This window comes from Saccharospirillum mangrovi (assembly GCF_003367315.1).
Lineage (GTDB): Bacteria > Pseudomonadota > Gammaproteobacteria > Pseudomonadales > Natronospirillaceae > Saccharospirillum > Saccharospirillum mangrovi.
The window spans coordinates 899,317-925,980 of record NZ_CP031415.1 but is presented as its reverse complement, the minus strand read 5'-3'; the positions used below and the strand labels follow the sequence as shown (position 1 = coordinate 925,980).

The 26,664-nt window shown below is 57.9% G+C and carries 25 protein-coding genes and 1 rRNA gene; 16 read left to right on the top strand and 10 right to left on the bottom strand.

The window, feature by feature from the left end:
* Window positions 1-20 precede the first annotated feature (20 nt).
* Together ftsH and rlmE are read right to left on the bottom strand one after the other, a co-directional pair.
* Window positions 21-1,931, bottom strand: coding sequence for an ATP-dependent zinc metalloprotease FtsH (gene ftsH, locus DW349_RS04365; protein ID WP_108126075.1), 1,911 nt, complete (start codon window positions 1,929-1,931; stop codon window positions 21-23).
* Between the two features lie 45 nt (window positions 1,932-1,976).
* Window positions 1,977-2,597, bottom strand: coding sequence for a 23S rRNA (uridine(2552)-2'-O)-methyltransferase RlmE (gene rlmE / locus DW349_RS04360; RefSeq protein ID WP_108126076.1), 621 nt, complete (start codon window positions 2,595-2,597; stop codon window positions 1,977-1,979).
* 73 nt (window positions 2,598-2,670) lie between these two features.
* Between rlmE and DW349_RS04355 the strand changes: the two genes are divergently transcribed.
* Complete coding sequence (locus DW349_RS04355; protein ID WP_108126077.1) at window positions 2,671-2,988, top strand: YhbY family RNA-binding protein; 318 nt, start codon at window positions 2,671-2,673, stop codon at window positions 2,986-2,988.
* Window positions 2,989-3,030: 42 nt separating this feature from the next.
* On the opposite strand, the gene DW349_RS04350 is transcribed toward DW349_RS04355, so the two are convergent.
* Complete coding sequence (locus tag DW349_RS04350) at window positions 3,031-4,029, bottom strand: branched-chain amino acid aminotransferase (protein ID WP_108126078.1); 999 nt, start codon at window positions 4,027-4,029, stop codon at window positions 3,031-3,033.
* A 78-nt stretch (window positions 4,030-4,107) separates the two neighbouring features.
* On the bottom strand, window positions 4,108-6,915 hold the full coding sequence (glnE, locus tag DW349_RS04345) for a bifunctional [glutamate--ammonia ligase]-adenylyl-L-tyrosine phosphorylase/[glutamate--ammonia-ligase] adenylyltransferase (RefSeq protein ID WP_108126079.1): 2,808 nt from the start codon (window positions 6,913-6,915) through the stop codon (window positions 4,108-4,110).
* A gap of 274 nt (window positions 6,916-7,189) precedes the next feature.
* Between glnE and DW349_RS04340 the strand changes: the two genes are divergently transcribed.
* From DW349_RS04340 to DW349_RS04305, 8 genes are all read left to right on the top strand, one after another.
* Window positions 7,190-8,380: an ABC transporter substrate-binding protein gene (locus DW349_RS04340; RefSeq protein ID WP_108126080.1), complete on the top strand. Its 1,191-nt coding sequence runs from the start codon at window positions 7,190-7,192 to the stop codon at window positions 8,378-8,380.
* A 38-nt stretch (window positions 8,381-8,418) separates the two neighbouring features.
* Entirely contained in the window at window positions 8,419-10,110 is a 1,692-nt protein-coding gene (locus tag DW349_RS04335; RefSeq protein WP_157954378.1) for an ABC transporter permease, read from the top strand.
* Complete coding sequence (locus tag DW349_RS04330; protein ID WP_108126082.1) at window positions 10,107-10,745, top strand: ATP-binding cassette domain-containing protein; 639 nt, start codon at window positions 10,107-10,109, stop codon at window positions 10,743-10,745. Before DW349_RS04335 ends, DW349_RS04330 begins: the two co-directional genes overlap by 4 nt.
* A complete protein-coding gene (locus DW349_RS04325; RefSeq protein WP_108126083.1) occupies window positions 10,738-11,346 on the top strand; it encodes a CDP-alcohol phosphatidyltransferase family protein in 609 nt (202 codons plus the stop codon). The genes DW349_RS04330 and DW349_RS04325 overlap by 8 nt, the downstream gene beginning before the upstream one ends.
* Window positions 11,347-11,451: 105 nt before the next feature.
* The gene (gene gshB / locus DW349_RS04320; RefSeq protein ID WP_108126084.1) at window positions 11,452-12,516 is read left to right on the top strand and encodes a glutathione synthase; all 1,065 of its coding nucleotides are present in this window, start codon (window positions 11,452-11,454) and stop codon (window positions 12,514-12,516) included.
* The gene (locus DW349_RS04315) at window positions 12,513-12,995 is read left to right on the top strand and encodes a GNAT family N-acetyltransferase (protein WP_108126085.1); all 483 of its coding nucleotides are present in this window, start codon (window positions 12,513-12,515) and stop codon (window positions 12,993-12,995) included. The genes gshB and DW349_RS04315 overlap by 4 nt, the downstream gene beginning before the upstream one ends.
* Window positions 12,996-13,295: 300 nt before the next feature.
* Complete coding sequence (locus tag DW349_RS04310; protein ID WP_108126086.1) at window positions 13,296-14,828, top strand: methyl-accepting chemotaxis protein; 1,533 nt, start codon at window positions 13,296-13,298, stop codon at window positions 14,826-14,828.
* Window positions 14,821-15,348 (top strand): DUF6436 domain-containing protein, encoded by a 528-nt coding sequence (locus DW349_RS04305; RefSeq protein ID WP_108126087.1) that lies wholly within the window; start codon window positions 14,821-14,823, stop codon window positions 15,346-15,348. The genes DW349_RS04310 and DW349_RS04305 overlap by 8 nt, the downstream gene beginning before the upstream one ends.
* 6 nt (window positions 15,349-15,354) lie before the next feature.
* On the opposite strand, the gene DW349_RS04300 is transcribed toward DW349_RS04305, so the two are convergent.
* Window positions 15,355-16,395, bottom strand: coding sequence for a GMP reductase (locus tag DW349_RS04300; protein ID WP_108126088.1), 1,041 nt, complete (start codon window positions 16,393-16,395; stop codon window positions 15,355-15,357).
* Here DW349_RS04300 and DW349_RS04295 point away from each other — a divergent pair.
* A complete protein-coding gene (locus tag DW349_RS04295; RefSeq protein ID WP_108126089.1) occupies window positions 16,352-17,680 on the top strand; it encodes a succinylglutamate desuccinylase/aspartoacylase family protein in 1,329 nt (442 codons plus the stop codon). The genes DW349_RS04300 and DW349_RS04295 overlap by 44 nt on opposite strands.
* On the opposite strand, the gene coaD is transcribed toward DW349_RS04295, so the two are convergent.
* The 4 genes from coaD to DW349_RS04275 all read right to left on the bottom strand — a co-directional run bounded on the left by coaD (window position 17,681) and on the right by DW349_RS04275 (window position 21,164).
* A complete protein-coding gene (gene coaD / locus DW349_RS04290; RefSeq protein ID WP_108126090.1) occupies window positions 17,681-18,172 on the bottom strand; it encodes a pantetheine-phosphate adenylyltransferase in 492 nt (163 codons plus the stop codon).
* Between the two features lie 67 nt (window positions 18,173-18,239).
* The gene (locus DW349_RS04285) at window positions 18,240-19,643 is read right to left on the bottom strand and encodes a coniferyl aldehyde dehydrogenase (protein WP_108126091.1); all 1,404 of its coding nucleotides are present in this window, start codon (window positions 19,641-19,643) and stop codon (window positions 18,240-18,242) included.
* Window positions 19,644-19,697: 54 nt separating this feature from the next.
* Window positions 19,698-20,285: a 16S rRNA (guanine(966)-N(2))-methyltransferase RsmD gene (rsmD, locus tag DW349_RS04280; RefSeq protein ID WP_108126092.1), complete on the bottom strand. Its 588-nt coding sequence runs from the start codon at window positions 20,283-20,285 to the stop codon at window positions 19,698-19,700.
* The gene (locus tag DW349_RS04275) at window positions 20,286-21,164 is read right to left on the bottom strand and encodes a hypothetical protein (RefSeq protein ID WP_108126093.1); all 879 of its coding nucleotides are present in this window, start codon (window positions 21,162-21,164) and stop codon (window positions 20,286-20,288) included.
* A gap of 154 nt (window positions 21,165-21,318) precedes the next feature.
* On the opposite strand from DW349_RS04275, the gene ftsY reads away from it, so the two are divergent.
* The 6 genes from ftsY (at window position 21,319) to trmB (ending at window position 26,202) form a co-directional block, all read left to right on the top strand.
* Window positions 21,319-22,302, top strand: a complete 984-nt coding sequence (ftsY, locus tag DW349_RS04270) for a signal recognition particle-docking protein FtsY (protein ID WP_108126094.1) — start codon at window positions 21,319-21,321, stop codon at window positions 22,300-22,302.
* Entirely contained in the window at window positions 22,299-22,976 is a 678-nt protein-coding gene (ftsE, locus tag DW349_RS04265; RefSeq protein WP_108126095.1) for a cell division ATP-binding protein FtsE, read from the top strand. Before ftsY ends, ftsE begins: the two co-directional genes overlap by 4 nt.
* Window positions 22,973-23,941, top strand: a complete 969-nt coding sequence (gene ftsX / locus DW349_RS04260) for a permease-like cell division protein FtsX (RefSeq protein ID WP_108126096.1) — start codon at window positions 22,973-22,975, stop codon at window positions 23,939-23,941. The genes ftsE and ftsX overlap by 4 nt, the downstream gene beginning before the upstream one ends.
* Before the next feature lie 206 nt (window positions 23,942-24,147).
* Entirely contained in the window at window positions 24,148-25,020 is an 873-nt protein-coding gene (gene rpoH, locus DW349_RS04255) for an RNA polymerase sigma factor RpoH (protein ID WP_108126097.1), read from the top strand.
* A gap of 81 nt (window positions 25,021-25,101) precedes the next feature.
* Window positions 25,102-25,491 carry a DUF423 domain-containing protein gene (locus tag DW349_RS04250; RefSeq protein WP_108126098.1) on the top strand — a complete coding sequence of 130 codons (390 nt, stop codon included), beginning with the start codon at window positions 25,102-25,104 and terminating at the stop codon, window positions 25,489-25,491.
* 15 nt (window positions 25,492-25,506) lie between these two features.
* A complete protein-coding gene (gene trmB, locus DW349_RS04245) occupies window positions 25,507-26,202 on the top strand; it encodes a tRNA (guanosine(46)-N7)-methyltransferase TrmB (RefSeq protein ID WP_108126099.1) in 696 nt (231 codons plus the stop codon).
* Between the two features lie 141 nt (window positions 26,203-26,343).
* Here the strand turns inward: trmB and rrf are convergent.
* Window positions 26,344-26,459 (bottom strand): 5S ribosomal RNA (rrf, locus tag DW349_RS04240).
* Window positions 26,460-26,664 lie beyond the last annotated feature (205 nt).

Below are 26,664 nucleotides of genomic sequence, written 5' to 3'. Positions count from 1 at the left end.
CTGGCTTGGTTCGTATCGCCTTACTCAGGCTGACCTTCGCGATTCAGGTCACCTTCGTCGTCCACCGCCTTGGCGGCGGGTGCCGGATCGGGACCTGAACCACCTTTGTTACGGTCTTCCCAACCTTTCGGCGGGCTGGGCTTGCGGCTGTTCATGATGTCTTCGATCTGCTCGGCGTCGATGGTTTCATACTCCATCAGCGCATCTTTCATGGCTTCCAGCTTGTCGCGGTTGGCATCGAGCAGTTCGTAGGCTGTCTTGTAGCACTTATCGAGTATCTTCTTGATCTCGACGTCCACCGCCTTGGCGGTTTCAGCGGACACCTTGGACATGGAACCCTGCTCGCCCAGATAGCCCTGCTGTTCTTCTTCGAACTGCTGCGCACCGAGTTCACTCAGACCCCATTTGGTCACCATGTTGCGTGCCAACTGAGTTGCGCGTTCGATGTCGTTGGACGCACCGGTGGTTACGCCATCAACGCCGTTAGTCATTTCTTCGGCGATGCGACCGCCGTAGAGGCTGCAAATCTGGCTTTCCAGTTGGCGCTTGCTGACCGAGTAACGGTCTTCTTCCGGCAGGTACATGGTCACACCCAAAGCGCGGCCACGCGGAATGATCGACACCTTGTAAACCGGGTCATGCTCCGGCACCAGCCGGCCAATGATGGCGTGGCCGGATTCGTGGTAAGCGGTGTTGATCTTCTCTTTTTCCGACATGACCATGGATTTGCGCTCGGCGCCCATCATGATCTTGTCTTTGGCCCGGTCGAATTCTTCCATGCTGACCACGCGGCGACTCAGACGAGCGGCAAACAAGGACGCTTCGTTACAGAGGTTGGCAAGGTCGGCACCGGAAAAGCCCGGGGTGCCACGCGCGATAACTGCAGCGTCGACGTCGTCGGCAACCGGAATCTTGCGCATGTGTACTTTCAGAATCTGTTCGCGACCGCGAATGTCCGGCAAGCCCACGACGACCTGGCGGTCGAAACGACCGGGGCGCAGCAAGGCCGGGTCCAGCACGTCGGGACGGTTGGTGGCGGCGATGACGATGACGCCATCGTTCAGCTCGAAGCCGTCCATTTCCACCAGCAACTGGTTCAATGTCTGTTCGCGTTCGTCGTTACCACCGCCGATGCCAACACCGCGCGAACGGCCAACAGCGTCGATTTCATCGATAAAAATGATGCACGGCGCCTGCTTCTTAGCCTGGTCGAACATGTCGCGCACACGAGAGGCGCCGACACCGACAAACATTTCCACGAAGTCAGAACCGGAAATCGAGAAGAACGGTACCTTAGCTTCGCCAGCAATGGCTTTGGCCAGCAGCGTTTTACCGGTACCCGGCGGGCCCACCATCAATACGCCACGCGGAATGGTGCCGCCCAAACGCTGGTATTTGCCCGGATCGCGCAGAAACTCGACCAGCTCCTGCACATCTTCTTTGGCTTCTTCTACACCCGCCACATCGGCGAAAGTGGTTTTGATCTGATCTTCACTGAGCATTTTGGCTTTGCTTTTACCAAAGCTCATCGGCCCTTTGCCGCCACCGGCGCCACCTTGCATCTGGCGCATGAAGAACATGAACACCGCGAGGATGATCAAGATCGGGAAGGCGGCGACCAGCAACTGCGTCCAAATGCTTTGCTGTTCCGGCTGTTTGGAGACCACATCGACGTTGTGCTGGATCATCTGGTCGATCAGTTGCGAATCGTCCACGTACGGCGGACGCACGGTGTCGAACCGCGAGCCGTCGCGACGAATGCCCTGGATGTTCAAACCCTGATAGGTCACCGAGCGGATCTGATCCTGTTCGACCTGCTGGACGAAGCGGGAATAGCTCATCTCTTCGGTGCTGGGTGCCATATCGAAGTTATTGAACACGGCCAGCAGTACGGCCGCTATGATCAACCAGAGAACTAGATTCTTAGCCATATCGTTCAACTTTACTCATTGTTTGCAGACGAACTGCGTTGTCGCTTATCCCCGAAACCCCTGGGCGACCAGATAGGTTTCCCGGGAGCGGGCGCGCGATGATTTTGGCTTGCGCATCACCACACGTGTAAATGCCTGACGGGCCGCTTTGACGTAGTCATCAAAGCCTTCTCCGTGGAACACCTTAGCGACGAAACTGCCGCCGGGGCTCAGGATAGCGGTTGCCATCTCCAATGCCAATTCGACCAGATAGATGGCGGCTGGTTGGTCCACCGCGGCTACCCCGCTCATGTTGGGGGCCATGTCGGAGATTACAAGATCGACCGGACGCTCACCGATGGCGGCCATCAGGGCGTCGTACACCGCTTGATCGGTAAAATCGCCGTGAATGAATTCGACGCCGGCAATCGGGTCCATCTCCAGAATGTCGGATGCGAACACGAAACCCGTATCGCCCACGGCGCGGGCCGCCACCTGCGACCAACCGCCAGGCGCTGAGCCCAGATCCACCACCGTCATGCCGGGCTTGAGCAGATTGTCCTTCTCTATTAACTCGATCAGTTTGTAGCTGGCGCGACTGCGATAGCCGTCCTGTTGCGCCTGGCGCACGTACTGATCGTCAAAGTGTTCGCGCAGCCAGTCGTTGCTGCTTTTGGATCGAGCCACGGGTTTCCTCGTTGCGATGGTTCTAACGTACAATGGCGCGCTCGCACGCACCCATTGAAGATGAAGTGAAAAAATGAGTTTGAATCAGGAACAGAAAAAACGCTACCGGGCCATCGGTCACGACCTCAACCCGCTGGTCACCATCGCCGAAAAAGGGCTGACCGAATCCGTATTGGCGGAAATTGACCGGGCGCTGCGCGATCACGAACTGATCAAGATTAAAGTGAACCTGGCCGACCGCGACGAAAAGAAAGCCGCCATCGCGTCTGTCTGTGAACAGTTAGACGCCATTCTGGTGCAATCCATCGGCCACGTTGCTTTGTTACTGCGTCAGGAAGACAAACCGAATCCGAAACTGTCAAATTTGCTGAGAGCAAATGCAAAACGCTGAACGGGAGACGCTTGACGCTATTTAGCGTCTCCCGTAAAGCGTTCAGCCCACTGGCGTCAGCCAGTGGTGTTCGTCTGGCGCTTCACCCCACTGAACCTGATTCAACGCCTGGCGCAGAGCCGTCGTCGCTGGACCCGGTTTACCGGAACCCACCGCGTAAGACTCACCGTTGCGAATCAACCGGCTGACCGGCGTCAGCACCGCTGCGGTACCCGACAGGGCCGCTTCGGTGCCCGGCTTGGCCGCACGTTCAAGCAGTTCATCAACGCTCAGATTGCGCTCGCTGACAGTCATGCCGCGATCACGCGCCAATGTCAGCAGCGAATCACGGGTGATGCCGTGCAGGAAAGAACGGTCCAGACCTTTGGTGATGATTTCGTTGCCGTCGATCAGGATGAAGTTGGCGGCGCCGGTTTCCTGAACGTCGCCGTTCGGGCAGAACAACACCTGATCGGCACCGAATTCCGCCTTGGCCGACAAAATCGGCGTTAACGCCGAGGCGTAATTGCCACCACTCTTGACCATGCCCATGTGCGCTGCGCAACGCATGCCATCTTCTTCCAGCAACAACGTCAGACCGTTGTCGCCACCGCTGAAATACTCGCCCACCGGCGACAGCAGCACATAGAGCAGCGAGGAATCGGTCGGTGCCGCGGCTTTGCCGATGGCAGCTTCGATGCCGATGTGCGTCGGACGGATGTACATCGAACCCGGCGCCTGCGGGACCTGATCTTTAAAGCGCGCCACCAGATCCACAATCATTTCGGTCAATTGACCTTTATCGATGGCCGGCAGGTTGAGCAGACGGCTGCTTTGCGCCAGGCGCTCCACATTGGCGTCCACTCGAAACAGATTCACCGAACCGTCAGCGTGTCGAAACGCCTTCAGGCCCTCGAAACAGGTGCTGGAATAGTGCAGAACGTGCGCGCCGGGGTGCAGCGTCAGTGAGTCGGAAGGCACAATTTCAACCGACGACCAACGTCCACCTTCGTACCGGGTCTGCGCCATCTGCGGCATAAAAACGGTTCCAAATGCGGCCATCTTGATTTCCAATTTTGCAAAGGTCCGAACGGACCGGGAACAGCGCCGGCAAGGCCGGCGAACCAGCCGAACTCACGGTCAGCGTTTGGGCTGTCGGGGTTCGGTTTCCATCAGGGCTTGCCAGCAATTCATCACCGCGGCGCGAACCGCCGCCAGTTCGTCACTGACCTCAGCGCCGTCCAGACGATTGCCTTGGCGCTCAAGGATACGGCGATGCACCTCGCGGCGCAGAACCAGATAGGCGGACAGCAGCCGACGGTGCTCTGCTTGGTCCAGATACCCGACCCGATGCAGCTGTTCCAGACAACGAATGTTGTCCGACCAGCGCGTCAGTTCCGGGTAGTCGGAAGCCCAGGATAAGACGCCGTATTGCACCATAAATTCCACATCGACGATACCGCCGGCATCCTGCTTTATATCGAACATTGTGTTGTCGCCACTGCTTAAATGCTCGGTCATTTTGGCGCGCATCTCGACCACATCCTGACGCAATGTCGCTCGGTCGCGCACCCGGCACAGCGTCGCCGCGCGAATCTGCTCAAAACGTTGCTGCACCGCCGGATCACCGGCGATAAACCGCGCCCGCACCAACGCCTGGTGTTCCCAGGTCCAGGCTTTTTCCTGCTGATATTTTTCGAACGCCGCCAGCGAACTGACCAGAAGCCCGGAATTGCCCGACGGCCGCAGCCGCGCATCCACTTCGTAGAGGCTGCCCGAGGGCGTCTGCGCCGACAGCAAATGAATCAGTTTCTGCCCCAGCCGCGCCATAAACACCGGGTTGTCGATCACCTTCGGCCCTTCGGTTTCACCCTGGCTGGCCGCGTCGTGCAGAAACACCAAATCGAGATCGGATTCATACGACAACTCCAGCCCGCCCATTTTGCCGTAGGCGATCACGCCGAAATCCAGCTCGCACCAATCGCCGTTGTCGCGACTGGGGCGGCCGTGACGCTCAACCATGGGTTGCCAGGCCAGCGCCAACGCCTGCTCAACCACGACTTCGCCGACCCAGGCGAGATAATCCGAAATGTTCATCAACGGCAACGCGTTGGTGACTTCACAAGCCGCCGCCCGCAACACCCGGCCGTGGCGAAAATGGCGCATCACTTCCATCTGCTGTTCCAGATCGTCGCCAGGAATGCGCAGCAGCATTTGATGCAGTTCGTCGCGAAGTTCGATGCGATCGGGCAACCGGTACAGGCTGTCCGGATCGGTCAATTCGTCAAGCAAATACGGTTTGTTTTCCAGCGTCTGGGCGATCCAGGGCGACGCCGGTGCCAGCCGACACAACTCGCGCAACGCCGCCGGGTTTTCCGCCAGCAAGACGAAATAGACGCTGCGCCGCAGCACCGCTTCGAGAATCGGACGAATGGCTAAAAAGCCTTGTTCGAGCTGTTCGTTGCGCGCCAATTCGGTCAGCAACAAGGGCATCAATCGATCCAGATTGGCGCGGCTTTCTCCGCCCAATCGCGCCACCGCCGGTTCGTCGTGGAAAGCGCGTATCGCCTCGGCCGCCAGCACGGACACGCCGTCGGGCACTTGCTCCGGCTGTTGCCAGAACTGCTGCCAGCGCGCGTCCACTCCGGCGTCGGCATCGCTGTCGTCGGCAATCACTTGATTGAAATGATGGTGGATGCGTTGCCGATGATGATCCAGTTGCGCAAGCAGCGTCTCGACATCGGCCAGGTTCAGACTCAACGCCAGCCGTTCCAGGTCGGTTTGATCGGCTGGCAGCCGCTGGGTTTGTTCGTCGTGCAGGGCTTGAATCCGGTGTTCCAGATCGCGCAGGAAATCGTAGCCGTCGGTCAGTTCGGTCACGACCTTGGCAGGCAAATACCCTTCGCCAGCAAGCAGCGCCAGCACCGGCCAGGTGCCGGTCTGTTGTAAATCGGCATCCTGGCCGCCGCGAATCAGTTGAAATGCCTGAGCGATAAATTCCACTTCGCGAATGCCGCCACGGCCGAGTTTGATGTTGTCTTCCAGACCCTGACGGCGCACTTCTTTCTGAATCAAATCCTTCAATCGACGCAAAGCGCCCAGCGCCTGGAAATCGACGTAGCGGCGATAGACAAAGGGTTTCAGTTCGGCCATCAAGGCCGCCTGCGCCGCCACGACACCCGTCACCGGCCGCGCCTTGATCATGGCGTAGCGCTCCCATTCACGACCTTGCTGGGTGTAATAGCGCGCCATGGCGTTGAAGTTGCTGACCAGCGCGCCGCTTTGGCCCCAGGGGCGCAAGCGCATATCGACGCGGAACACAAAGCCGTCTTCGGTGCGGGTGTCGAGCAGTTGAATCAGCTTGCGGCCGACGCGGGTAAAAAAGGCTTCGTGGCTGTGGCCGTTGGCCGTTTCACCTTCGCTGGGAAAGGCGAAAATCAGATCGATGTCGGACGACAGATTCAGTTCGCGCGCGCCGTGTTTGCCCATCGCCAACACCACCAGTTGCTGATGGGTTTCGCCAAATTCAGACGGCCCCGGCTCGCCCCATTGCGCAGACCAGAATCGTTGGGCGTAATCCAGTGCGGCGGCGATGGCGGCATCGGCCAGGTCCGACACAGCGAGCGCCGTTTCGCGCACCGTGCTCAGGCCATTGGCATCGCGAACGATCAGGCGCGCCAACTGACGGTTGCGCCACAGACGCAGATCGCGCATCACCTGCGCTTCATCGTCGAGCGTCCAGCCGGCGCTCAAGGCCGCCAACTCTCCAGTAGCATTCACTTCGGCGTTAAGACTGGTTGCGAACGGTGCCCAGTCGTCATCGCGACCGTCCAGCCATTGCGCCAGCCAGGGGCTGCAATGCATGGAGCGCGACAACCACCGTTGTTGCTCAGCGGCTAAGTCGGCCCAGACGGGATGTTCAGCAAAAGGATTGGGCAGCTCAGACATAACAGGCTCCGATTTCGAGTGCGCTCAGCCTCGTCAGCGACTGCCGGGCTGTCAAGCTGAACGGAATGCCCGTCGAACAACGGTCATCCAAATACAATGGGCGTGCGAATGATGTCGCTTTAAAACTTAGGGGCTTTTGAAATTTAGAAGCTTTGAAATTTAGAAGCTTTGAAATTTAGAAGCTTTGAAACTTGGGAACTTTGCCGCCAAGCGCAAGTCCGCTTGGGGTACCATCATCCGCCGTTACGTCTGTTGCCAACCACAAGGACTTTGTATGAAACGCCTGCCGCTTATTTTCGCGCTACTCAGCACGCTGTTAGGAACCGCCTTCGCCGACGATTGGGACGACATTCTTGCCGATGCCCGAGGCCAGACGGTGTATTTCCACGCCTGGGGCGGCAGCCAGCCGATCAATGACTATTTGAGTTGGGTCGCACAACGAGTGGACGAGGAATACGGCGTCGAGTTGCAACACGTCAAAGTCGCCGAAACCGGCGCGGTGGTCAGCCAGGTGTTGTCGGAAAAAACCGCCGGGCGCGATCAAAACGGCTCGGTCGATCTGGTGTGGATCAACGGCGAAAACTTCGCCGCGATGAAAGCCAACGGTTTGCTGTTTGGCCCGTTCACGCAAAATCTGCCCAACTACGCCCTGGTCGATACCGCCAACAAACCCACCACCCGTTTTGATTTCACTACCCCGGTAGACGGCCTCGAAGCGCCCTGGGGCATGGCGCAACTGGTGTTTATCTACGACAGCGCCCGCCTCGATACACCACCATCATCAATGGCCGACTTGCTCGATTTCGCCAAAGCCAACCCCGGCCGTTTCACCTACCCGGCACCGCCGGCCTTCCACGGCACAACCTTCATTAAACAGGCGTTGCTGGAATTGACCGACACGCCGGACGCGCTGTACCAACCGGTCGAAGCCGCCGATTTCGACACCGTGACCGCGCCGCTGTGGGCGTTCCTGGACGAACTGCACCCGCTGATGTGGCGTCGCGGCCAGACCTTCACCAACGGCGCGCCGGAAATGCAGCGGCTGTTGGCCGATGGCGAAATCGCCATTTCACTCAGCTTCAACCCGAACGACGCCAGCAACCTGATCGCCACTGGCGAGTTGCCCGACAGCGTGCGCACTTATGTTCACGACGCCGGCTCCATCGGCAACACTCACTTTGTCGCCATCCCCTACAACAGCAGCCAGACCGCTGCCGCCCAAGTGGTCGCCAATTTCCTGATGTCGCCCGAAGCGCAAGCGCGCAAAGCCGACACCAACGTCTGGGGCGATCCGACCGTGCTGGCGCTCGATAAACTCGATGCTAATCAGCGTGGCTTATTCGACGCCCTGCCACGCGGCGTTGCCACTCTGGCACCGGACGAATTGGGCGCTGTGCTGCGCGAGCCGCACGCCTCCTGGGTTGGCGCGCTGGAACAAGCCTGGCTGGAACGCTACGCCCGTTGAGCGCACAGCGGTTTCGGTTCGGGTTCCGACTCGGCTGGGTGCCAACGCTGATCCTGGCCGTGTTTCTGATTCCCGTCGGTGTCGGCCTGGCCGGCACCTGGCTGCCGGCCTTCGGTTGGTTTCCGGCGCTGGGGCAGCGTCAATTCACAGTGCAGCCCTGGCACGATCTGTTTGCTTATCCGGGTGTGTCCAAAGCCGTTGGCCTGACGCTGCTGTCTGGCCTGGGTTCGGCGGTGCTGGCGTTGTCGATGTGTTTGTTGCTGCTGATCGCCTTTTATCCGTCGGCGTTGTTTCGCCGAATTGAACGCCTGCTCGCGCCCATTCTTTCGGTACCGCACGCGGCTTTCGCCATCGGCCTGGGGTTTCTGATCGCGCCCAGCGGCTGGCTGGTACGGCTCTTTGCCAGCGCCACCGGCTGGCCGGAATACCCGCCCAATTGGCTGACCTTTCAAGACCCCTGGGGTCTCAGTTTGCTGTTCGTGCTGACGCTGAAAGAAGCGCCGTTTTTGCTGTTTATGGCGCTGGCATCGCTGCCGGCTTTAAAAGTCCGCGAAACGCTCTGGCTGGGCCGCAGCCTGGGCTACGGCCGCGCCAAAATCTGGCTGACGCTGTTGTGGCCGCCACTGTTCAGTCGGCTGCGACTGCCGTTTTATGCGGTGGTGGCGTACAACCTCTCGGTGGTCGATCTGGCGTTAATTGCCGGACCGACCACACCGCCAACGCTGGCGGTGCTGGTCAACCGACTGTTTAACGACCCGGACTTGTTGTGGCGTCTGCCCGGTGCAGCCGGCGCAACCGCCTTGTTGTTACTGACCGTTCTGGTGATTGTCACGCTGCGCAGCCTGGAACCGCTGGTACGCGCCTGGCGCTTGCAGGCCGTGCGCTCAGGTCGGCGTCGCCAGACCTCGATGATGTTAACAACCGTCGCAGCGCTGGCACTGGGCATCGCTGCATTGGCCTATGGCGGCGCGCTTGTCGTTTTGGTGCTCTGGTCGCTGGCCGGCCAGTGGCGTTTTCCGGCGGCGCTGCCTGCGTTCAGTCTGCGTTTTTGGCAACAGGCGCCGGAACAGTTGGGCTCGGCACTGTGGCTGACGCTCAGTACCGGCTTGAGCGCGGCCGTCATCGCTTTGGTGTTGGTCATCGCTGCACTGGAAAACGAAGTGCGGCTGCGCTACCAAAACGTCCAGTTCAATACTCAGCGATTATTGTGGCTGTTGTATCTGCCGTTGCTGGTGCCGCAAATTGCGTTTTTGTTCGGTTTTCAGGTCAGCCTGATCTGGCTGAACCTGGACCGGCATTGGTGGGTGCTGGTGTGGTCGCATCTGGTGTTTGTGCTGCCCTACACCTTTTTAACGCTGAGTGGGCCGTACCGCGCCTTTGATGATCGCTACACCTGGCTTGGTCTGACGCTCAGCGGTTCGCGCTGGCGCACCTGGTTCGGCATCAAGCTGGGCATGTTGTGGCGGCCCATCGGCTATACGCTGGCGACGGGCTTTGCCGTCTCCGTCGCGCAATATCTGCCCACGCTGTTTATCGGCGGTGGCCGTTTTGCCACCCTGACCACCGAAGCCGTCAGTCTCGCCAGCGGCAGCGACCGCCGAACCGCAGCCGCCTACGCACTCGCGCAGCAGGGCTTGCCGCTGATCGGCTTCGCCTTGGCGGCACTCGCCGTCGGCTGGCGTTATCGGCGCCATCGCGCCCTGCAACAGGATGGAGCCTTATCCCGATGAGTTTTCAGTTGCACCAATTCAGCGTTCTGCTGCATCAGACGCCGTTGTTTGCGCCGCTCGATGTATCGCTTGAAGCCGGCGACATCGCCACGGTGATGGGCCCGAGCGGTTCCGGCAAATCGACCTTGCTCGCCGCCATTTGCGGCACACTGTTGCCAGCGTTTTCCAGCCAGGGGCAGATGCGCTTAAACGGTCACGATCTGGCGGCGCTGCCGGTTGAAGCGCGCGGCGTCGGCATTCTGTTTCAGGATGACCTGTTGTTTCCGCATTTGGATGTCTATCACAACCTCGCCTTTGCGTTGCCGTCGCGACTGACCAAGGGCGAGCGTCGCTCGCAGATTGAATCGGCACTGACCAACGCGGGCTTGTCCGGCCAGGGCAAACGCGATGTCGCGACGCTGTCGGGTGGCCAGCGTGCCCGCGTCAGTTTGTTGCGCACCTTGTTGGCGGAACCGCAGTTGATCTTACTGGACGAGCCTTTCGCCAAGCTCGATCAAACCTTACGGCAGAATTTCCGCGACTGGGTGTTCAACCGCATTCGCGCGTTAGGCATTCCCGCTCTGCTGGTCACTCACGACCCAGCCGATCGCCCGGTGGATGACATCTTATTGGCTTTGGAGACACCCCATGCTTGATCGCTGGTCACTGGCGCTGATCAAAGGTCCGCTCAACGCCGCCGCCAAACCCCTGGCTCGACGCCACATCAGCGCCAACCAAGTGTCGGTGACCGGCTTTGCCATCGGTCTGGCAGCGCTGCCGTTGCTGGCATTTGAATGCTACAGCTGGGCGTTATTGGCGATTGCGTTGAACCGCCTGGCCGATGGCCTCGATGGCGAACTGGCCCGGCTCACCGCACCGAGTGACAGCGGCGCCTTTCTCGACATCGTGCTCGACTTTTTGTTTTACGCCGCCGTTATCGCCGGTTTCGCACTGGCCCGCCCCGACACCAACGCCTTGCCGGCCGCGTTATTGCTGTTCGGTTTTATGGGCACCGGCAGCAGTTTTCTGGCGTTTGCTATTCTGGCGGAACGACGCGGCCTGACCAGCATGCGCTACCCGAGCAAGGGTTTTTACTATTTAAGCGGCATTACCGAAGGCACTGAAACGATCGGATTTTTTGTGTTGATGTGCCTGTTGCCCGACGCCTTTGCATGGATCGCCGGCCTGTTTTTCGTACTCTGTGTGATCACCACGGCAACGCGCGTGATTGGAGGCTTCCACAGCCTGCGCGCCTGAGTATGATGCTAGGCTTTTTTGAGCGGCGATTTGCGGGGGCACGCGCATTGCTTGTCACCCGCATCGCGGTTTAGGCTGCACTCCTTCACCTACTTAGGGCCAGACATGTACATCGCCTTTTTGATCAACGCCTGGGAAGACATCGAGCCAGGCAAGAGTTCAACGCTGGTCATGATCCAGGAATGCCTGATGCGCGAGCACAAGGTTGCCCTGCTGTATCCCCAGAATCTGACCGTGCGCAACAACGTTGTGCATGGCTTTTCGCGCATCATTCAACCGATGCAGAAAGTGCCGGAAAGCGTGTCGTCGCTGTACAAGCGCGTTCAGTTCGACGAGAAAATGCTGCCGCTGCACGCCTTCGATTGCATCATGGTGCGCAAAGACCCGCCCATCGACCCGACGCTGCTCAGCTTCCTCGATGCGGTGAAAAACGAAACGCTGGTGATCAACGACGTTGACGGTCTGCGCAAGGCCAGCAACAAGCTGTACAACACCACCTTCCACGATCCGTCGAACGATTTTTTGCCGGAAACGCACGTGTCCAAAAACAAGGACTATCTCAAGCGTGTGATCAAAGAAAGCAAGCAGGATCGGATGATTCTCAAACCGCTCGATGGCAGCGGCGGCCACGGCGTTATCGTGTTGGAAAAATCGGCGCAGTCGAGCATCAATTCCCTGCTCGATTTCTACATCGATCGCGAACGCAATAATTACGTCATTTTGCAGGAATACATCGAAGGCGCCGAAGAAGGCGATGTGCGCGTGCTGATGCTCAACGGCAAGGCCATCGGCGCTTATCACCGCAAGCCGGCCGAAGGCGACGTGCGCGCCAACATTCAGGCCGGCGGCAGCGCTCACCCCTGGAAACTGACCGAAGGCCAGCGCAATGTGTGCCGCAAAATCGGGCCGAAACTGGTGGCCGATGGCCTGGACTTTGTCGGGCTGGATCTGATTGGTGAAAAACTGCTGGAAGTGAACGTGTGCAACCCCGGCGGCATTACCAACATCAACCGGCTGAGTAAGGTCAAACTGCAACGTCAGGTGATCGATTTTCTTGAAGATCGCGTCAACGAACGGCGGGAAAAACACGCCGAGTTGGAACATCTGATGAAACGCCTGTCGGATCTGCGTTCGCGCGATCTGCTCGACAACGGCCCCACGGACGCATGACGCAACCGCCGCTGGTGATCGACTGGCTGTCCGACACCACGTTGAAGGATTTGCTGGCACGACCGGACCTGTGCCAGGAACTCTTTGGTCGCACCGCCCTGCTCGAAACGCTGATTGATAAGCTGGCGGCCACGCCTCGCGAGGCCCAGTGGTACCGCCCGGCCGGCATCTGGATGGATTACCGCTGGGTTGCCACCGGCGGATTCAAAGGGCCGCCGCAGCAAGGCCGGGTGGAAATCGGTTACCGGGTGCTGCCGGCCTATCGACGCCGCGGCCTGGCAACCGCACTGATTCACTGGCTGTGCCAACGCGCAGCCAGTGCCGACCTCACCGCCGTCCTGGCGGTGACCGCAGCCGACAATCAACCCAGCCAGGCGGTACTCAATCGGCTGGGTTTCACTCAACACGGTCAATTTCTCAACGACCAGAACGAGCCGCTGTTGCGCTGGCAGCTTAAGCTCGACCCTGCCCAGCGCTGACGCTGTTTCACCTCTCGCCCGCCTTTCTTCACCGCCTCAAGATCACCACTTCGTCTACTGAAATGAACACTCTCAGTAACCGAGCGCTGCCTCGTTCAACGAGGTGGACATGATGTTCAAAAATCAATCATGCGGACAGATGTGCGCCTGCTAAACTGAAGGTGTCGAAAAAGCAGGTTACTGGCATTTAGCGACAAAACTGATCCTAATCAATCAAACAGTGATCAAGATTTGCCCAATATTAGGATGTTTGAATAATTCCCGCCCGTCTTCCGATGTGACGTTGTATCGAGGTCTCACATGAGTCAATCCAACTCTTTGGTTTATCGAATCATCACCGATTACGACCGAGTGATCGGCCAACTGATGACACTGATTATGGTCGGTTTATTGGTGGTATCGCTGGGTTTGGCACCGGTTCATCAAACCTGGGCCGAGGCGATTTTTCTCGGCTTGCCGATTGCCGCCGGCCCCATCGTGCTGAACTGGCTGGTGCCGGGCCGACTGATAGTGCGACTCGCCTTTGGTATCGGCTTTATGGCGATGACGGCACTGCACGTCCACCAGGGGCAAGGGCTGATTGAGCTGCACTTTGGCTTCTTTGTGTTGCTGGCGGTGTTATTCGCTTATCAGGATATGTGGACCTTACTGGCGGCGGCCGGCACGGCAGCGGTGCATCACCTGACTTTCGCCATTTTGCAGGCCCAGGGCGCGCCGGTATTTGTTTACGACACGGCCTATCTGGCAGCCAGCGACCTCAACGCTTTCAGCTTTATTCTGGTTCACGCTCTTTACGTGGTGGCGGAAACCGGCATTTTGCTGTTGCTGACTCGCGTGGTTCGGCCGGTATTGGGTACCGCGACTGAGATTGCCCGCGTCAGCCAGGCGATGAGCGCAACGCCAGGCCAGGTTGATCTGACCGTCCGCGCCGCCTTTCGCAATAACCCCTTACTCGCTCAGTTCAATGGCATTCTGGAACAGGTGCACCAACTGACCACCAACGTCAGCCAAAACAGCCGCTCGCTGATCCACACGCTGGAAGGCATGCGCACCCGCTTTGACGACTTGGTTCGCCAAGCCAACGATCAGGACAGCGGTTTCCAGAATGCGGCGGAGCAAACGTCGGAATTGTCGCAACTGTCTCAGGACGTGGCCGATTCCGCCGAGCAGGTCGCCAGTGCCACCGAAGAAAGCCACCGCACCAGCGACAGCATGCGCCACAGCGTATCGACCACCAAAGCCAGCGCCGACGATCTGGTGAAGCGACTGGGCACCGCTCAGACGGTGGTAAGCCAGCTGGCCTCCGACTGTTCCAGCATCACCGAGACCTTGACCGTCATCGAAAAAATCGCCGAACAGACCAATTTGCTGGCGTTGAACGCGGCCATCGAAGCGGCCCGCGCGGGCGAACAGGGCCGGGGTTTTGCGGTCGTGGCCGACGAGGTGCGCGCGTTAGCTGGCCGCACGCAAACCTCAACGGTGGAAATCAACGACATCCTGACGCGGTTGTCGACCAGTTCAGAGCAGGCGGTGACAGTGATCACCGGCGTGGTTGAACAGGTTGAAGCCAATGCCACGGAAGCCGACAAGGCGCTGAGTTTGTCCGAAGCCCTGAACAACGGCATGGCCGAAACCGCCCGCCAGAACGAACGCATCAAAGACGCTACAGCGCATCAATCCAAAGCGTCCGATCAACTGGCTGGCACCTTGGAAGAGTTGTCGACCATTACGCAGCGCTCGCACGAGGCGGTCAGTGAAAGCGACGCCCGCCTGAACGATTTGCTCAACGCCTTCCGCTCACTGGACAGTGAACTGGCCCGCTTCCGTGTTTGATCGGCACAATCTGGCGATTGCGCTGGCCGTTGTCTGGCTGGCGCTGATCGGCTTCGGTTTCTGGTGGTTTCAGTTTCGCTGGATTCAGGATTTCGACCGCGACGGCCGCATTTTGCAGAGCTACCCGAGCTTGGATGTCTACGCGTCGGAGGTGTCCGATCAACTGTCGCCAGTGAGCGCAGACGCGGCGGTCACTGTCTGGGTGGTGCGCTCGGAGGGCTGCCGCTGCAACCGTTTCTCGCTCGATCACCTGAACGATCTGGCACAACGCTACGGCGACACGGCCCAGTTCGTGTACCGCCAGTTGGCCGATTTGCCGCCAGCGTTCCAGTCCCTGGTGCCAGCCACGCCCTTTGCCGCCATCCAGAACGCCAACGGCGAGTTGCTGTACGCCGGCCCGATCAACACCGGCCTGGAATGCACGTCCGGCTCCAGCTTGCTCGAAGGCTATCTGAAACCCGATGGCAACCGGAGTCTGCAACTGCCACTGCTGGCGCGCGGCTGCTATTGCTCGTTGTGATGCGCCTCAGTCGGTGAAGAAACGATTTTCCTGTTCCTGAACACGAATGAAGGTCGTGCGTTTGCTCAGCTCGCGCAGTTCGGCCGCGCCGACGTAAGTGCACGTAGAACGCACACCGCCGAGGATGTCCTGCACCGTCGCCGCCAGCGGACCGCGATACGGCACCCGCACCGTCTTGCCTTCGCTGGCGCGATAGTTGGCGACGCCGCCCTGGTATTTCTGCATCGCCGTATCGGAACTCATGCCGTAGAACTGCCGGTATTGGCGGCCGTTTTCTTCAATCGGCTCACCGCCGCTTTCGTCGTGACCGGCCAACATTCCGCCGAGCATAACGAAGTCGGCGCCGGCGCCGAACGCTTTGGAGACATCGCCCGGGCAGGTGCAGCCGCCGTCGGAAATAACGTGGCCGTTCAGGCCGTGAGCGGCGTCGGCGCACTCAATCACCGCGCTGATTTGCGGATAACCGACGCCGGTTTTGATGCGCGTGGTGCATACCGAACCCGGCCCGATACCGACTTTGATGATGTCGGCACCGGCCAGCAGTAATTCCTCGGTCATCTCGCCAGTAACCACATTGCCGGCCACGATGATGTGCGCCGGAAAGGCATCGCGTACCCGGCTGACGAATTCGACGAAATGTTCGGAATAACCGTTGGCGACATCTACACAGATAAAATTCAGCCGGGCGTCGAGCGCGAGGATGGCACCCAATCGTTCGAAATCACGATCCGACGTGCCGGTGCTGACCATCAGTCCAGCGCAATCGGCATCGCTGGCGCCAGCCAGAAAGCGTTGCCAATCGTCGAGTTGATAGTGTTTGTGCACGGCGGTCAGCAACTGAAACTGCGCCAGCGTCTGGGCCGCGGCGAAGGTGCCCACGGTGTCCATATTGGCAGCGATAATCGGCACACCGCGCCATTCCTTATCGCTGTTGCGGAACCGATAGTGCCGCTCCAGCGACACCTGCGAACGGCTTTTCAGCGTCGAGCGTTTGGGGCGGATCATGACGTCTTTGAAGCCCAGTTTGAGTTCGTCTTCTACGCGCATGGTGAGCACCGGTTGGCGATCAAATGATCAGACGCGTCCAGCATATCAAGGCCGCCACGCGGCACAACGTCGCCGTCGAAGCGCTGCTGACTTGGGTGTACACTGCGCCCCGGATTATCTGCCGCAGGGTTGCCACCAGCCCGGGCTTTTTCAGGAGTATTCCATGCGTACCAACCGCTTGCCGCTGCCGGCGCCCGCACCCGGACATCAGCGTTTTTTGACCGTGCATGAATTTGGCGAGGGCGAACACAAAGCCTATTTGCAGGCGGGATTGCACGCCGACGAATGGCCCGGTTTGTTAACGCTGCAAATTCTGCTGGAACGCTTGCAACGGCTGGAAGCCAGCGGCGACATACTGCAACGCATTGTCGTGGTGCCTTATGCCAACCCGGTCGGTTTGAACCAACGCCTGTTCGGTAAATTTCCGGGCCGTTTTGACGCTGTGACCGGCCAGAATTTCAATCGCGGCATGGCCATCGACAGCGATGAATTGATCGATCGCGTGGTCGAAAAACTGGGCGATAACGCCGCTGCTAACGACCGTACCGTCCGCGCCGAATTGCACCAACTGGCCGCTGAAAAACCGGCCGATACCGAAATTGCCGCACTGCACCAAGCGCTGCTCAGCCAGTCGCTCGACGCTACGGTGATGCTCGATTTGCATTGCGACTTTGATGCACTACCACATGTATTCTACGGTGATCACCAACGTGAAATCGGTACGCAATTAGCTGACTGCTTGGGGTTTCCAGTGCGTCTAGAAGAAGACGTACGAGGTACCGTTGCGTTTGACGGAACTCACACTCAGCCCTGGGTACGATTAGCTAATGCCACACAGAAACCTTTCGATCGCCCTTGTTTTGCAGCGACAGTGGAACTTCGTGGCCAACAAGATGTTAATGAGGCACTGGCTCAGCGCGATGCAGAAGGTATTCTCAGTTTTCTCGAGTGCCAAGGATTCATTTCAAACAGCAAAGCTTCACGTCAAAGCAACGAACACCAATCGATAACACTGAACGTAGATCAAGTTAAGGTCTTAACTTCACCTGGAAACGGCCTGGTGGTTTACCATCGGAAGCTTGGTGAAGAAATCAAGCAAGGTGATCATCTGGCGGACGTGGTGTTACTGGATGGAGACGGACCAAACCGACTCCCAATCAATGCCCCAACCGATGGAGTATTGTTCGGTCATACTCATAGTTACCTCGTTTATCCAGGTGCTCACGTAGCCATGCTGGCCACGCCAAAGCGCCAGATTGAACCTGGTACTCAACTGTGTAACTGATCAGTCTTCTTGCTGATGATAAATTTCCTTCAACGCCTGTTGCACGGTTGGGTGCACCATCTTGGTGACATCGCCGCGCAACAGCGCGATCTCGCGCACAAAGGTTGAGGAAATAAAGGAGAACTGTTCGGACGGCGTCATGAACAGACTTTCGATGTCCGGCGCCAGCGCCCTGTACATATTGGCGAGCTGAAATTCGTATTCGAAATCGCTGACCACCCGCAAGCCGCGCAAGATGGTGAAGGCGTTTTGTTCGCGGGCAAAATCAACCAGCAAATTACGAAACCCCTCGACCTGGACATTGCCCATGTCCTTGGTCACCTCACGCGCCAAAGCGACACGCTGATCCAGACTGAACAGAGGTTTTTTCTTGGGGCTGGCGGCAACCGCAAGAATGACTTTGTCGAACTGACGCAGGGCGCGTTCAACCAGATCCATATGGCCCAGGGTGATGGGATCGAAAGTGCCTGGGTAGACGACGGTGCGGGTCATTCACGGCTCCGGGGTTGCGAAAGCGGGCGAATGGTAACCCAGCCGCCCAGACCGCACAAATGCGCGCTCAGCGCAGTAACAGCCACTGAATCAGTCGATGAATCCAACGGTTGTAGGGCGGATACGCCAGCTTGAGCGTCGAGATTCGGCCCTTGCTCAAAATCGGTTTCATCTTAGACAGACGCTCAAAGCCCTCGCGGTCGTGATAGTGCCCCATGCCGCTGGCACCAACGCCGCCGAACGGCAGGTTGTCTTGGGCGACCTGAATCAAGGCGTCGTTAAACACCAGCGAACCGCTGTGTGTGCGCTGCTGAAAGTGCGTTTTCAAGGCGCGGTCGTAACCAAACACATAGAGCGACAACGGCCTTGGCCGCTGGTTGATAAAGTCGATGGCCGCTTCAGCGCTGTCGCACGGCAACACCGGTAGCAACGGGCCGAAAATTTCGTCCTGCATCACCGGGCTGTCGGGGTCGACACTGGTCAGGACGACGGGTGGCAATTTGGCGTCGGTATCATCCAGATCCGGTGCGGTATCCGGCCAGTGCAACTGCGCGCCGGCCTGTTGCGCCTGTTTCAAATAACCGGTCAGGCGCTGGTGCTGACGCGCGTTGATGATGGCGGAATAATCCGCGCTGGCGGTCGGTTGCGCGCCGTATTGGCGCCGGACTTCCGCCAGATAAGCGGCAACGAAGTCATCAATGTGGTCGGTCGGACACAAGACGTAATCTGGCGCGACACAGGTTTGGCCGGCGTTGGTGCACTTGGCAAACACCAGTCGGCGCGCCGCTTCGGCTACGGGAATGCTGCGATCAATAAACGCCGGGCTTTTACCGCCAAGTTCCAACGTCACCGGCGTCAGGTTCGCTGCTGCCGCGCTCATGATGTGTCGGCCGACTGCGGTGGAGCCGGTGAACACCAGATGGTCAAACGGTAGCGCGGAAAACGCTTGCGCGACCTCGACCTCGCCGTTGATCACCGTGACCTCATCCGGCGAAAAATAGTCCGCTACCAGTTGCGCGAAAACGGCTCCGAATTGCGGTGTCAATTCCGACAACTTGATCATGCAACGATTGCCCGCGGCCAATGCCGACACCAACGGCCCGGTCGCCAACAGCAAGCTGTAATTCCACGGCACCATGATGCCGACAACACCCAGCGGCTGCGCCCAAATCGCGCCGCTCGCCGGCTGATAGAGCCAATGCAACAGGCGACGTTTGGGTTTCATCCAACGCCGCAATGCGCTCAGGTTGTGATTGATGTTGGCAACCGACGGCAGCACTTCGATAAAACGCGTCTCGTAAAACGCCCGGCTGCCAAAGTCGGCATTCAAGGCGTCGGCGATGGCGGTTTCGTTATCGAGAATCAGACGCTTGAGTTGGCGCAAACGGCGTTTGCGTTCGGCCAGACTGGGAAAGGGTTGTTGCGCAAAGGCGCGGCGTTGGGCATCAAAGAGAGCATTTATGTCGGGCATCGGACTGACTCATGGAGACAGAAGCGCCGACGCTAACAATCAACTGACCAAGGGTCAATTAGATTCAAATCGATACAACCGCTGCACCACCGCGCCACTGGTTTTTTCCTTGCTCAACTGCAACGACGCGGGCACAGCCGGTACCCAGGATGTCGGCGTTTCCAGATACACCCAGGCGCCAGGCTTCAACAACGGCCGCGCCAACAGCGCTTCCACCGTGGGCACCCAGAGATCGTCGGCAAACGGCGGATCGATAAACACGCCGTCGAACGGGCCTGCCTCGGTGCGCTGCAACCAATCCAAGGCGTCTGCCGACTCAACATTGGCCGGTGCCTGCAACAAGGTGACGGCGTTCCGCAATGCGCCGACCGCCTGTGGGTGCCGCTCGATCAACCAGACTTGCTCGGCACCACGCGACGCCGCTTCCAATCCCAACGCGCCGGTGCCGGCGTACAGGTCCGCCACCCGACTGCCGGCGATATCAAACTGCAGCCAGTTGAACAACGTTTCGCGCTGACGATCGCCGGTCGGTCGCAAGCCTTCGAGATTGGCAATCGACAGACGACGGCCACGATGCTGCCCACCTATCAGTCGGACCAGACCGGCACCGCGACCGGGATTAGGACGATTTCTGCGAGCCATCTAACGAGCTTCCTGAGTGCGTTGACGTTGCTGATTGACAGCGGCCAGATCGATCCGCGCCAGTCGTTCCGGTTGCTGTAGCAGGAAATCGAGCGGTAAATCGTAAACCGCCGTGGTCACCAGATAACGGTGAATCTGATCGGCGCGGCGCTGACGTTGCTCAGCCGCCGCCTGGTAAGCGGCCAGAACCGGCGCCAGTTCCGCATCACTGACGGGTTCGTCAAACAGATTGGGTGCCAACGTCTGGCTGAACAATACCTGGCTGCGTTCGGCGCGATGGTCCCAACGCACCTCAGGTTGGTAGCCACTGAGCCGTTGTTCGAGCACATCGATCCAGATCAGAAACGCCAGTTGCTCATCGCTGCCCATGGGCGGGGCGATTAACCGGGCGACCGCTGCGGCCGGCTGAATTTCCTCAACACTGGCCTGCCCTTGCAGCCGCCCATTCAACGGCTCTAAAGCGGCAACCCACTCATCGTTTAACGGCCCGGAGAGGATCAGTTGCCGATCGTCACCGTCGGGCAGCCACTCGACTAAAAAATCCACACTGGTTTCGAGCAATTCCAGGCGCGCAGGATTCACAACACTGACCAAAGTCCGGCCACCTTGCAGTGACACCCTCACGCCGCTGGAGCTATCGAGCGGTTCCGCTGGCGCTTCATTTTGCACTACGGTCAACCAAAGCTGGTTGGCTTGCGGTAAATCGACCAGCCAACGGTTGCCGTCCCGCTCAAAACTCAGTTCGTCCAGTGACCAGAGTTGATCCTCGGCATCGGCCGATTCGGATTCAGGCTCACCGCCAAGTTGGTTCAGCACATAAATCAGAGGAATGGTGACGTAAACGATGATCCAGAGCGTTCGGCGACTGAAGTGGAACATGCTCGGTCCTATCAAAAAGAAGGCCACAATGTACCGAAGCCCGATCCGGGATGCCACGCTCAACGCTTCGCTTTGGCTGGCTTCCGGCTTTTGCTAGCATAGGCCGGCTCTGGGCCAACTCCGGCCTTTCATCCAAAACAAGGTTTGATCTTCCATGCTGGGCTTTGGCAAAAAGCGCTCTACCCCTCATTCCGAATCGGCCGGCAACGACCGCTCCTGGTTTAGCCGAGTACGCCAGGGACTGGGTCGTACACGCGGCAGTCTGACTGCCGGTTTAGCGGCCGCTTTCACCGGTAAGCAGCGAATTGACGATGAATTGCTCGAAGAGCTGGAAACCCTGTTACTGACGGCCGACGTTGGCATCGAAGCAACCGGCGCGATTCTGAACGAGCTCACCGAACAGCTCGGCAAGCGCGAACTCAAAGACAGCGACGCTCTGTTCAGCGCATTGCGCGACACCCTGATTGCGCAACTGCACAGCGTCGAAGCACCGCTTCAGATCGACCGCAGCAAAGCGCCTTATGTGATTTTGGTGGTCGGCGTAAACGGCGTCGGCAAAACCACCACCATTGGCAAATTGAGCAAGCGTCTGGAAGCTGAAGGCCATTCGGTGATGCTCGCTGCGGGCGACACCTTTCGCGCCGCTGCCGTCGAACAACTACAAGTTTGGGGCGAGCGCAACAACATCCCGGTGATTGCGCAACACACCGGTGCCGACAGCGCTTCGGTCATTTTCGATGCGGTTCAGGCCGCACAAGCGCGCGACATCGATGTTGTGATCGCCGACACGGCGGGCCGGCTGCACAACAAAGACAATTTGATGCAGGAACTGGCCAAGGTCGTTCGCGTCATGAAGAAACTGGACGACAGCGCACCGCACGAAGTTTTGCTGGTGCTGGACGCGGGTACCGGCCAGAACGCCATCAGCCAGGCGCAAAGTTTCACCGATGCCGTCAACCTGACCGGCCTGGCATTGACCAAGCTGGACGGCACCGCTCGCGGCGGCGTGATTTTCGCCCTGGCCCGCAAGTTAGGCATACCGGTGCGCTTTATTGGTGTCGGTGAACAAGTTGACGATTTGCAGCCGTTCGACGCTGCCACCTTTGTCGACGCGCTGCTGAGCCAGGACGACGCATGATCCATTTTGATCAAGTCAGCAAACGCTACGACGGTGGCCACGAAGCCCTGGCCAGCGTTGATTTGCACATTGAGCGTGGCGAAATGGTGTTTTTGACCGGCCACAGCGGCGCCGGCAAAAGCACCTTGCTGAAACTGATCATGCGCATCGAAAAACCTTCGTCCGGTAATTTGCGTGTCAACGGCCAGTTGCTTAATCGACTGGGTAAAAATCGCGTGCCTTATTTCCGCCGTGAGTTGGGCATTGTTCACCAAGACCATCAACTGCTGATGGATCAGACGGTATTCGACAACGTCGCCTTGCCGTTGGTAATCGCCGGTGAACACCCGCGCGATGTGACCCGACGCGTCCGTGCCGCGCTGGATAAAGTCGGGCTGCTGGATCGCGAACATTATCGACCGATCCAACTGTCCGGCGGTGAACAGCAGCGCGTCGGCATCGCCCGAGCGGTGGTACGCAAACCGGCGTTGCTGTTGGCCGACGAACCGACCGGAAATTTGGACCCGGCGTTGTCGCGCGACATCATGGCGTTGTTTGCCGAATTCAATCGAGTCGGTACAACAGTCTTGATCGCCAGTCACGATTTGGGGCTGATCGCGCGGCTAAATTATCGCGTGGTGTCGTTGCAGGACGGCCGCCTACTGACCACGCCTTTTAGTGGAAAGCGTTCATGACTGCGCAACGCCAACAAGCCGTGAATCGGCGTCGCGACGAACCCGCCCAGGGCGCATCGGTCGCCTGGTTTCGACATCACCGGGATTGTGCTGTTTCTGCCTTGATGCGACTGGTCCGCAACCCGGTGTCCAGCGCCCTGACCTGGTTGGTGATCGCCATTTCCTTAACCTTGCCAACGCTGTTTTATCTGGCGCTGGCGTCGTTGGAAAACCAGACTGAACGGTGGCAGGCCGGGGGTCAGATTACCCTGTACCTGACGGATGAAACGACCCTGCAAGAAGGCCAGACGCTGACGGATGAGTTAGCGCAACGGCCGGAAGTGATCAGCACTCGCTACATCAATGCCGATGACGCCTGGCAGAGCTTCAGCCAATCACTAACGCTGGACACAGATCGACTACAGCTGGAAAGCAACCCGCTGCCGGCCAGCATTGTGTTGGTTCCGAACGGCCAGAGTTCTGCCGAATTGGAAGCGCTACGCTTGGTGATTGACGGCCTGCCTCAAGTCGAAGATATCCAACTCGACCTCGCGTGGATCGACCGCTTGAATCGCTTTTTAGAGTTGATCGCAACAGGCGTTACCGGCCTGGCCATCTTGTTGGGCGTGGCGGTCTTGTTGGTTGTGGGCAACACCATTCGGCTGGCGATCGAATCCCGCAAGGAAGAAATTCGGATCGTCAAACTGCTGGGTGCCACAGAAGCCTTCATCAAGCGCCCGTTTCTTTATCTGGGTCTATGGTATGGCTTGCTGGGCGGGCTGGCCGCCTGGGTATTAGTCAGCGGCATTGCCTGGTGGCTTCACACACCGCTCAGCGCATTTCTGGAAACCTACGGTCTGGACGCCCATGTCACCTGGCTGAACCTGGGAGAAACATTATTCCTGCTGCTCTGCGCCATGATCGTCAGTTGGATCGGCACTCACATTGCCCTGTGGCGCCATTTGCGCGACGCCGAACCGCGTTAGATTGATCTAAAATTGGCTCCATTCCGTAGGTGACTTATTGCACTGGTTAGGTCATCAAATTTAGCTATCGTTACCATCCAATACGCACCTTGGTTTTGCAGGACCTTTACCGGCGATACTAGGGGTGTAAAGCGGTTTTCTGGTAATATTCGTAACGAATGAAACCGCATCCACCGTTACATAAAGCGTGATGGGGAGGAGATAAGGTGAAACTGAATAGCAGTGTTCCGGCTCTGGCTTTGGATTCTCTGGCTCCAGGCCAAAATCTCGAGTCTTACATCCAGTCAGTCAACGCTTTCGATCTGCTGACCGCAGAGGAAGAGAAAGAACTGGCAGAGCGGCTTTACTACCAAGAAGACATCGACGCGGCCCGTCGGTTGGTCTTGTCGCATCTGCGTTTTGTCGTTCACATTGCCAAGAGTTACTCCGGTTATGGTCTGAACCAAGGTGACCTGATCCAGGAAGGCAATGTTGGCCTGATGAAAGCCGTTCGCCGTTTCAACCCTGAAGTCGGCGTCCGCTTGGTATCCTTTGCAGTACATTGGATCAAAGCCGAAATCCACGAATTCATTCTGCGCAACTGGCGCATCGTCAAAGTGGCCACCACTAAGGCGCAGCGCAAATTGTTCTTCAATCTGCGTTCGTCCAAAAAGCGCCTGGGCTGGTTGAATGAAGCCGAGGCTAAGGCCATCGCTGACACTCTGGGTGTCAACCTGAAGACCGTCTACGAGATGGAAGGTCGCCTGACTGCTCACGACGCGACTTTTGACGCACCGACCGAAGACGACGATGAAGGCCCGGCTTTGTCTCCAGTGCATTATCTGGAAGCAGCTGGCGCCGACCCTGCGGTATTGGTTGAGCAGGAAAACTACGAAACCGATGCCAATGAGCAATTGTTTGCAGCGCTGGCCGAGTTGGATGATCGCTCCAAAGACATCATCCAACGTCGTTGGCTGAATGAAAACAAAGCCACTTTACATGAGTTAGCCGATGTTTATGGTGTATCTGCCGAGCGAATTCGCCAGCTCGAAAAGAACGCCATGAAGAAAGTTAAAAAGGTCATGAGCATCGATTTCTAATTATCGATCACTTAAGGCACGCCAAAAGCCGCTGTTTATCAGCGGCTTTTTTACGTTTAAACCCAGCCTAGCGGAACAACCATGAAATCAAATGCCCGCCCTATCCTGATCGGGGGTGCTTTATTAGCTGGAATCGGAGTGGCTTTCGGCGCTTTCGGTAGCCATGCGCTGGAATCCTGGGCAACTCCAGACCGTTTGGACACCTGGCAGACTGCCGTTCGTTATCAGTTGATTCACGCACTGGCATTATTGGCCGTTGGTGCCATTCAACTGCAAACGTCGCAACTTCGCTTAATGGGGCCGGCTTTTTGCCTTGGAATTGGCAGCCTGATTTTTAGCGGTAGTCTTTATGCGCTGGTTTTGTTGCAACAGCCGTTGTTAGGAGCCGTCACGCCACTGGGCGGGTTGGCACAAATCGCAGGCTGGTGTTGGTTAACTGTTCAATTGTGGCGTTGGCGCCCAAATTCCTAATCACAAGGACAATGAATGACCGAGGAAAGAACCCCTATTCAACGCAAGATTCGCAGTTTTGTCATGCGCACGGGTCGTATGACAGAAGGTCAGAAACTTGCGCTGGACAAAGGTTGGCCTGAGTTCGGACTCGAACACAAAGATGGTTTACTGGATCTGGCTCAAGTATTTGGTCGCAAGGCCGCGACAGTGTTTGAGATTGGTTTTGGTAATGGCGATTCGTTAGCCGAAATGGCTCGCTCTAACCCTGAAATGAACTACGTTGGCGTCGAAGTTCATACCCCAGGCGTAGGTCGTTTATTGCATCACATCTTGGATGGTCAGCTCACAAACTTAAGGGTATTTCGTGAAGATGCGGTTGAGATTCTGAACGACTGCATTCCCGATCACAGCTTAGATTGCGTTCAATTATTTTTCCCAGACCCTTGGCATAAAAAACGTCATCACAAACGTCGCATCGTTCAGCCTGAGTTTGCGCAACTCTTGCACACCAAGCTGGTTAAAGGCGGCACTTTTCACATGGCTACCGACTGGCAAAACTACGCAGAACACATGCTGGAAGTGATGGAAGCCGCACCTGGATTTAAAAACACAGCAGGCCCACGCAGCTACTTACCTGGCCGCCCCGAACATCGACCAGAGACTAAATTTGAGCAACGCGGGCAGCGTTTAGGTCATGGTGTTTGGGATTTGATCTACCGCACTTTTTAAAACCATATCCCTCAGGATTGTTCCCAATATTGACTAAGGCCAGGTCAGAGATGTCCTGGTTTTTTTGCACCCATCGTCGCCCCCCGATCTCCGGCCCAATAAAAAGCCCCGAACCATCGCTGGTCCGGGGCGGTATTAAAAGCTTGACGATGACCTACTCTCACATGGGGAGACCCCACACTACCATCGGCGAGGCTGCGTTTCACGACTGAGTTCGGCAAGGAGTCAGGTGGTTCCACAGCTCTATGGTCGTCAAGCAAACTGGTTGGTGGCTGTCGTATGTGGCTCTCTAACGTCGGCATTCACTTTCTTTGCCTTCGCCTTGTCCTCGTAACAACGCACCCAATTCGCTCTGATTGACACGTTTTCTCGTTTGTCTCTCGCTAGCTTGTTCTTTCTAGCTAGCTATCTCTATCTGTCCGATCGTTCCAAGTGTTGCTCGTAACTCTATCTTTGCTTCTT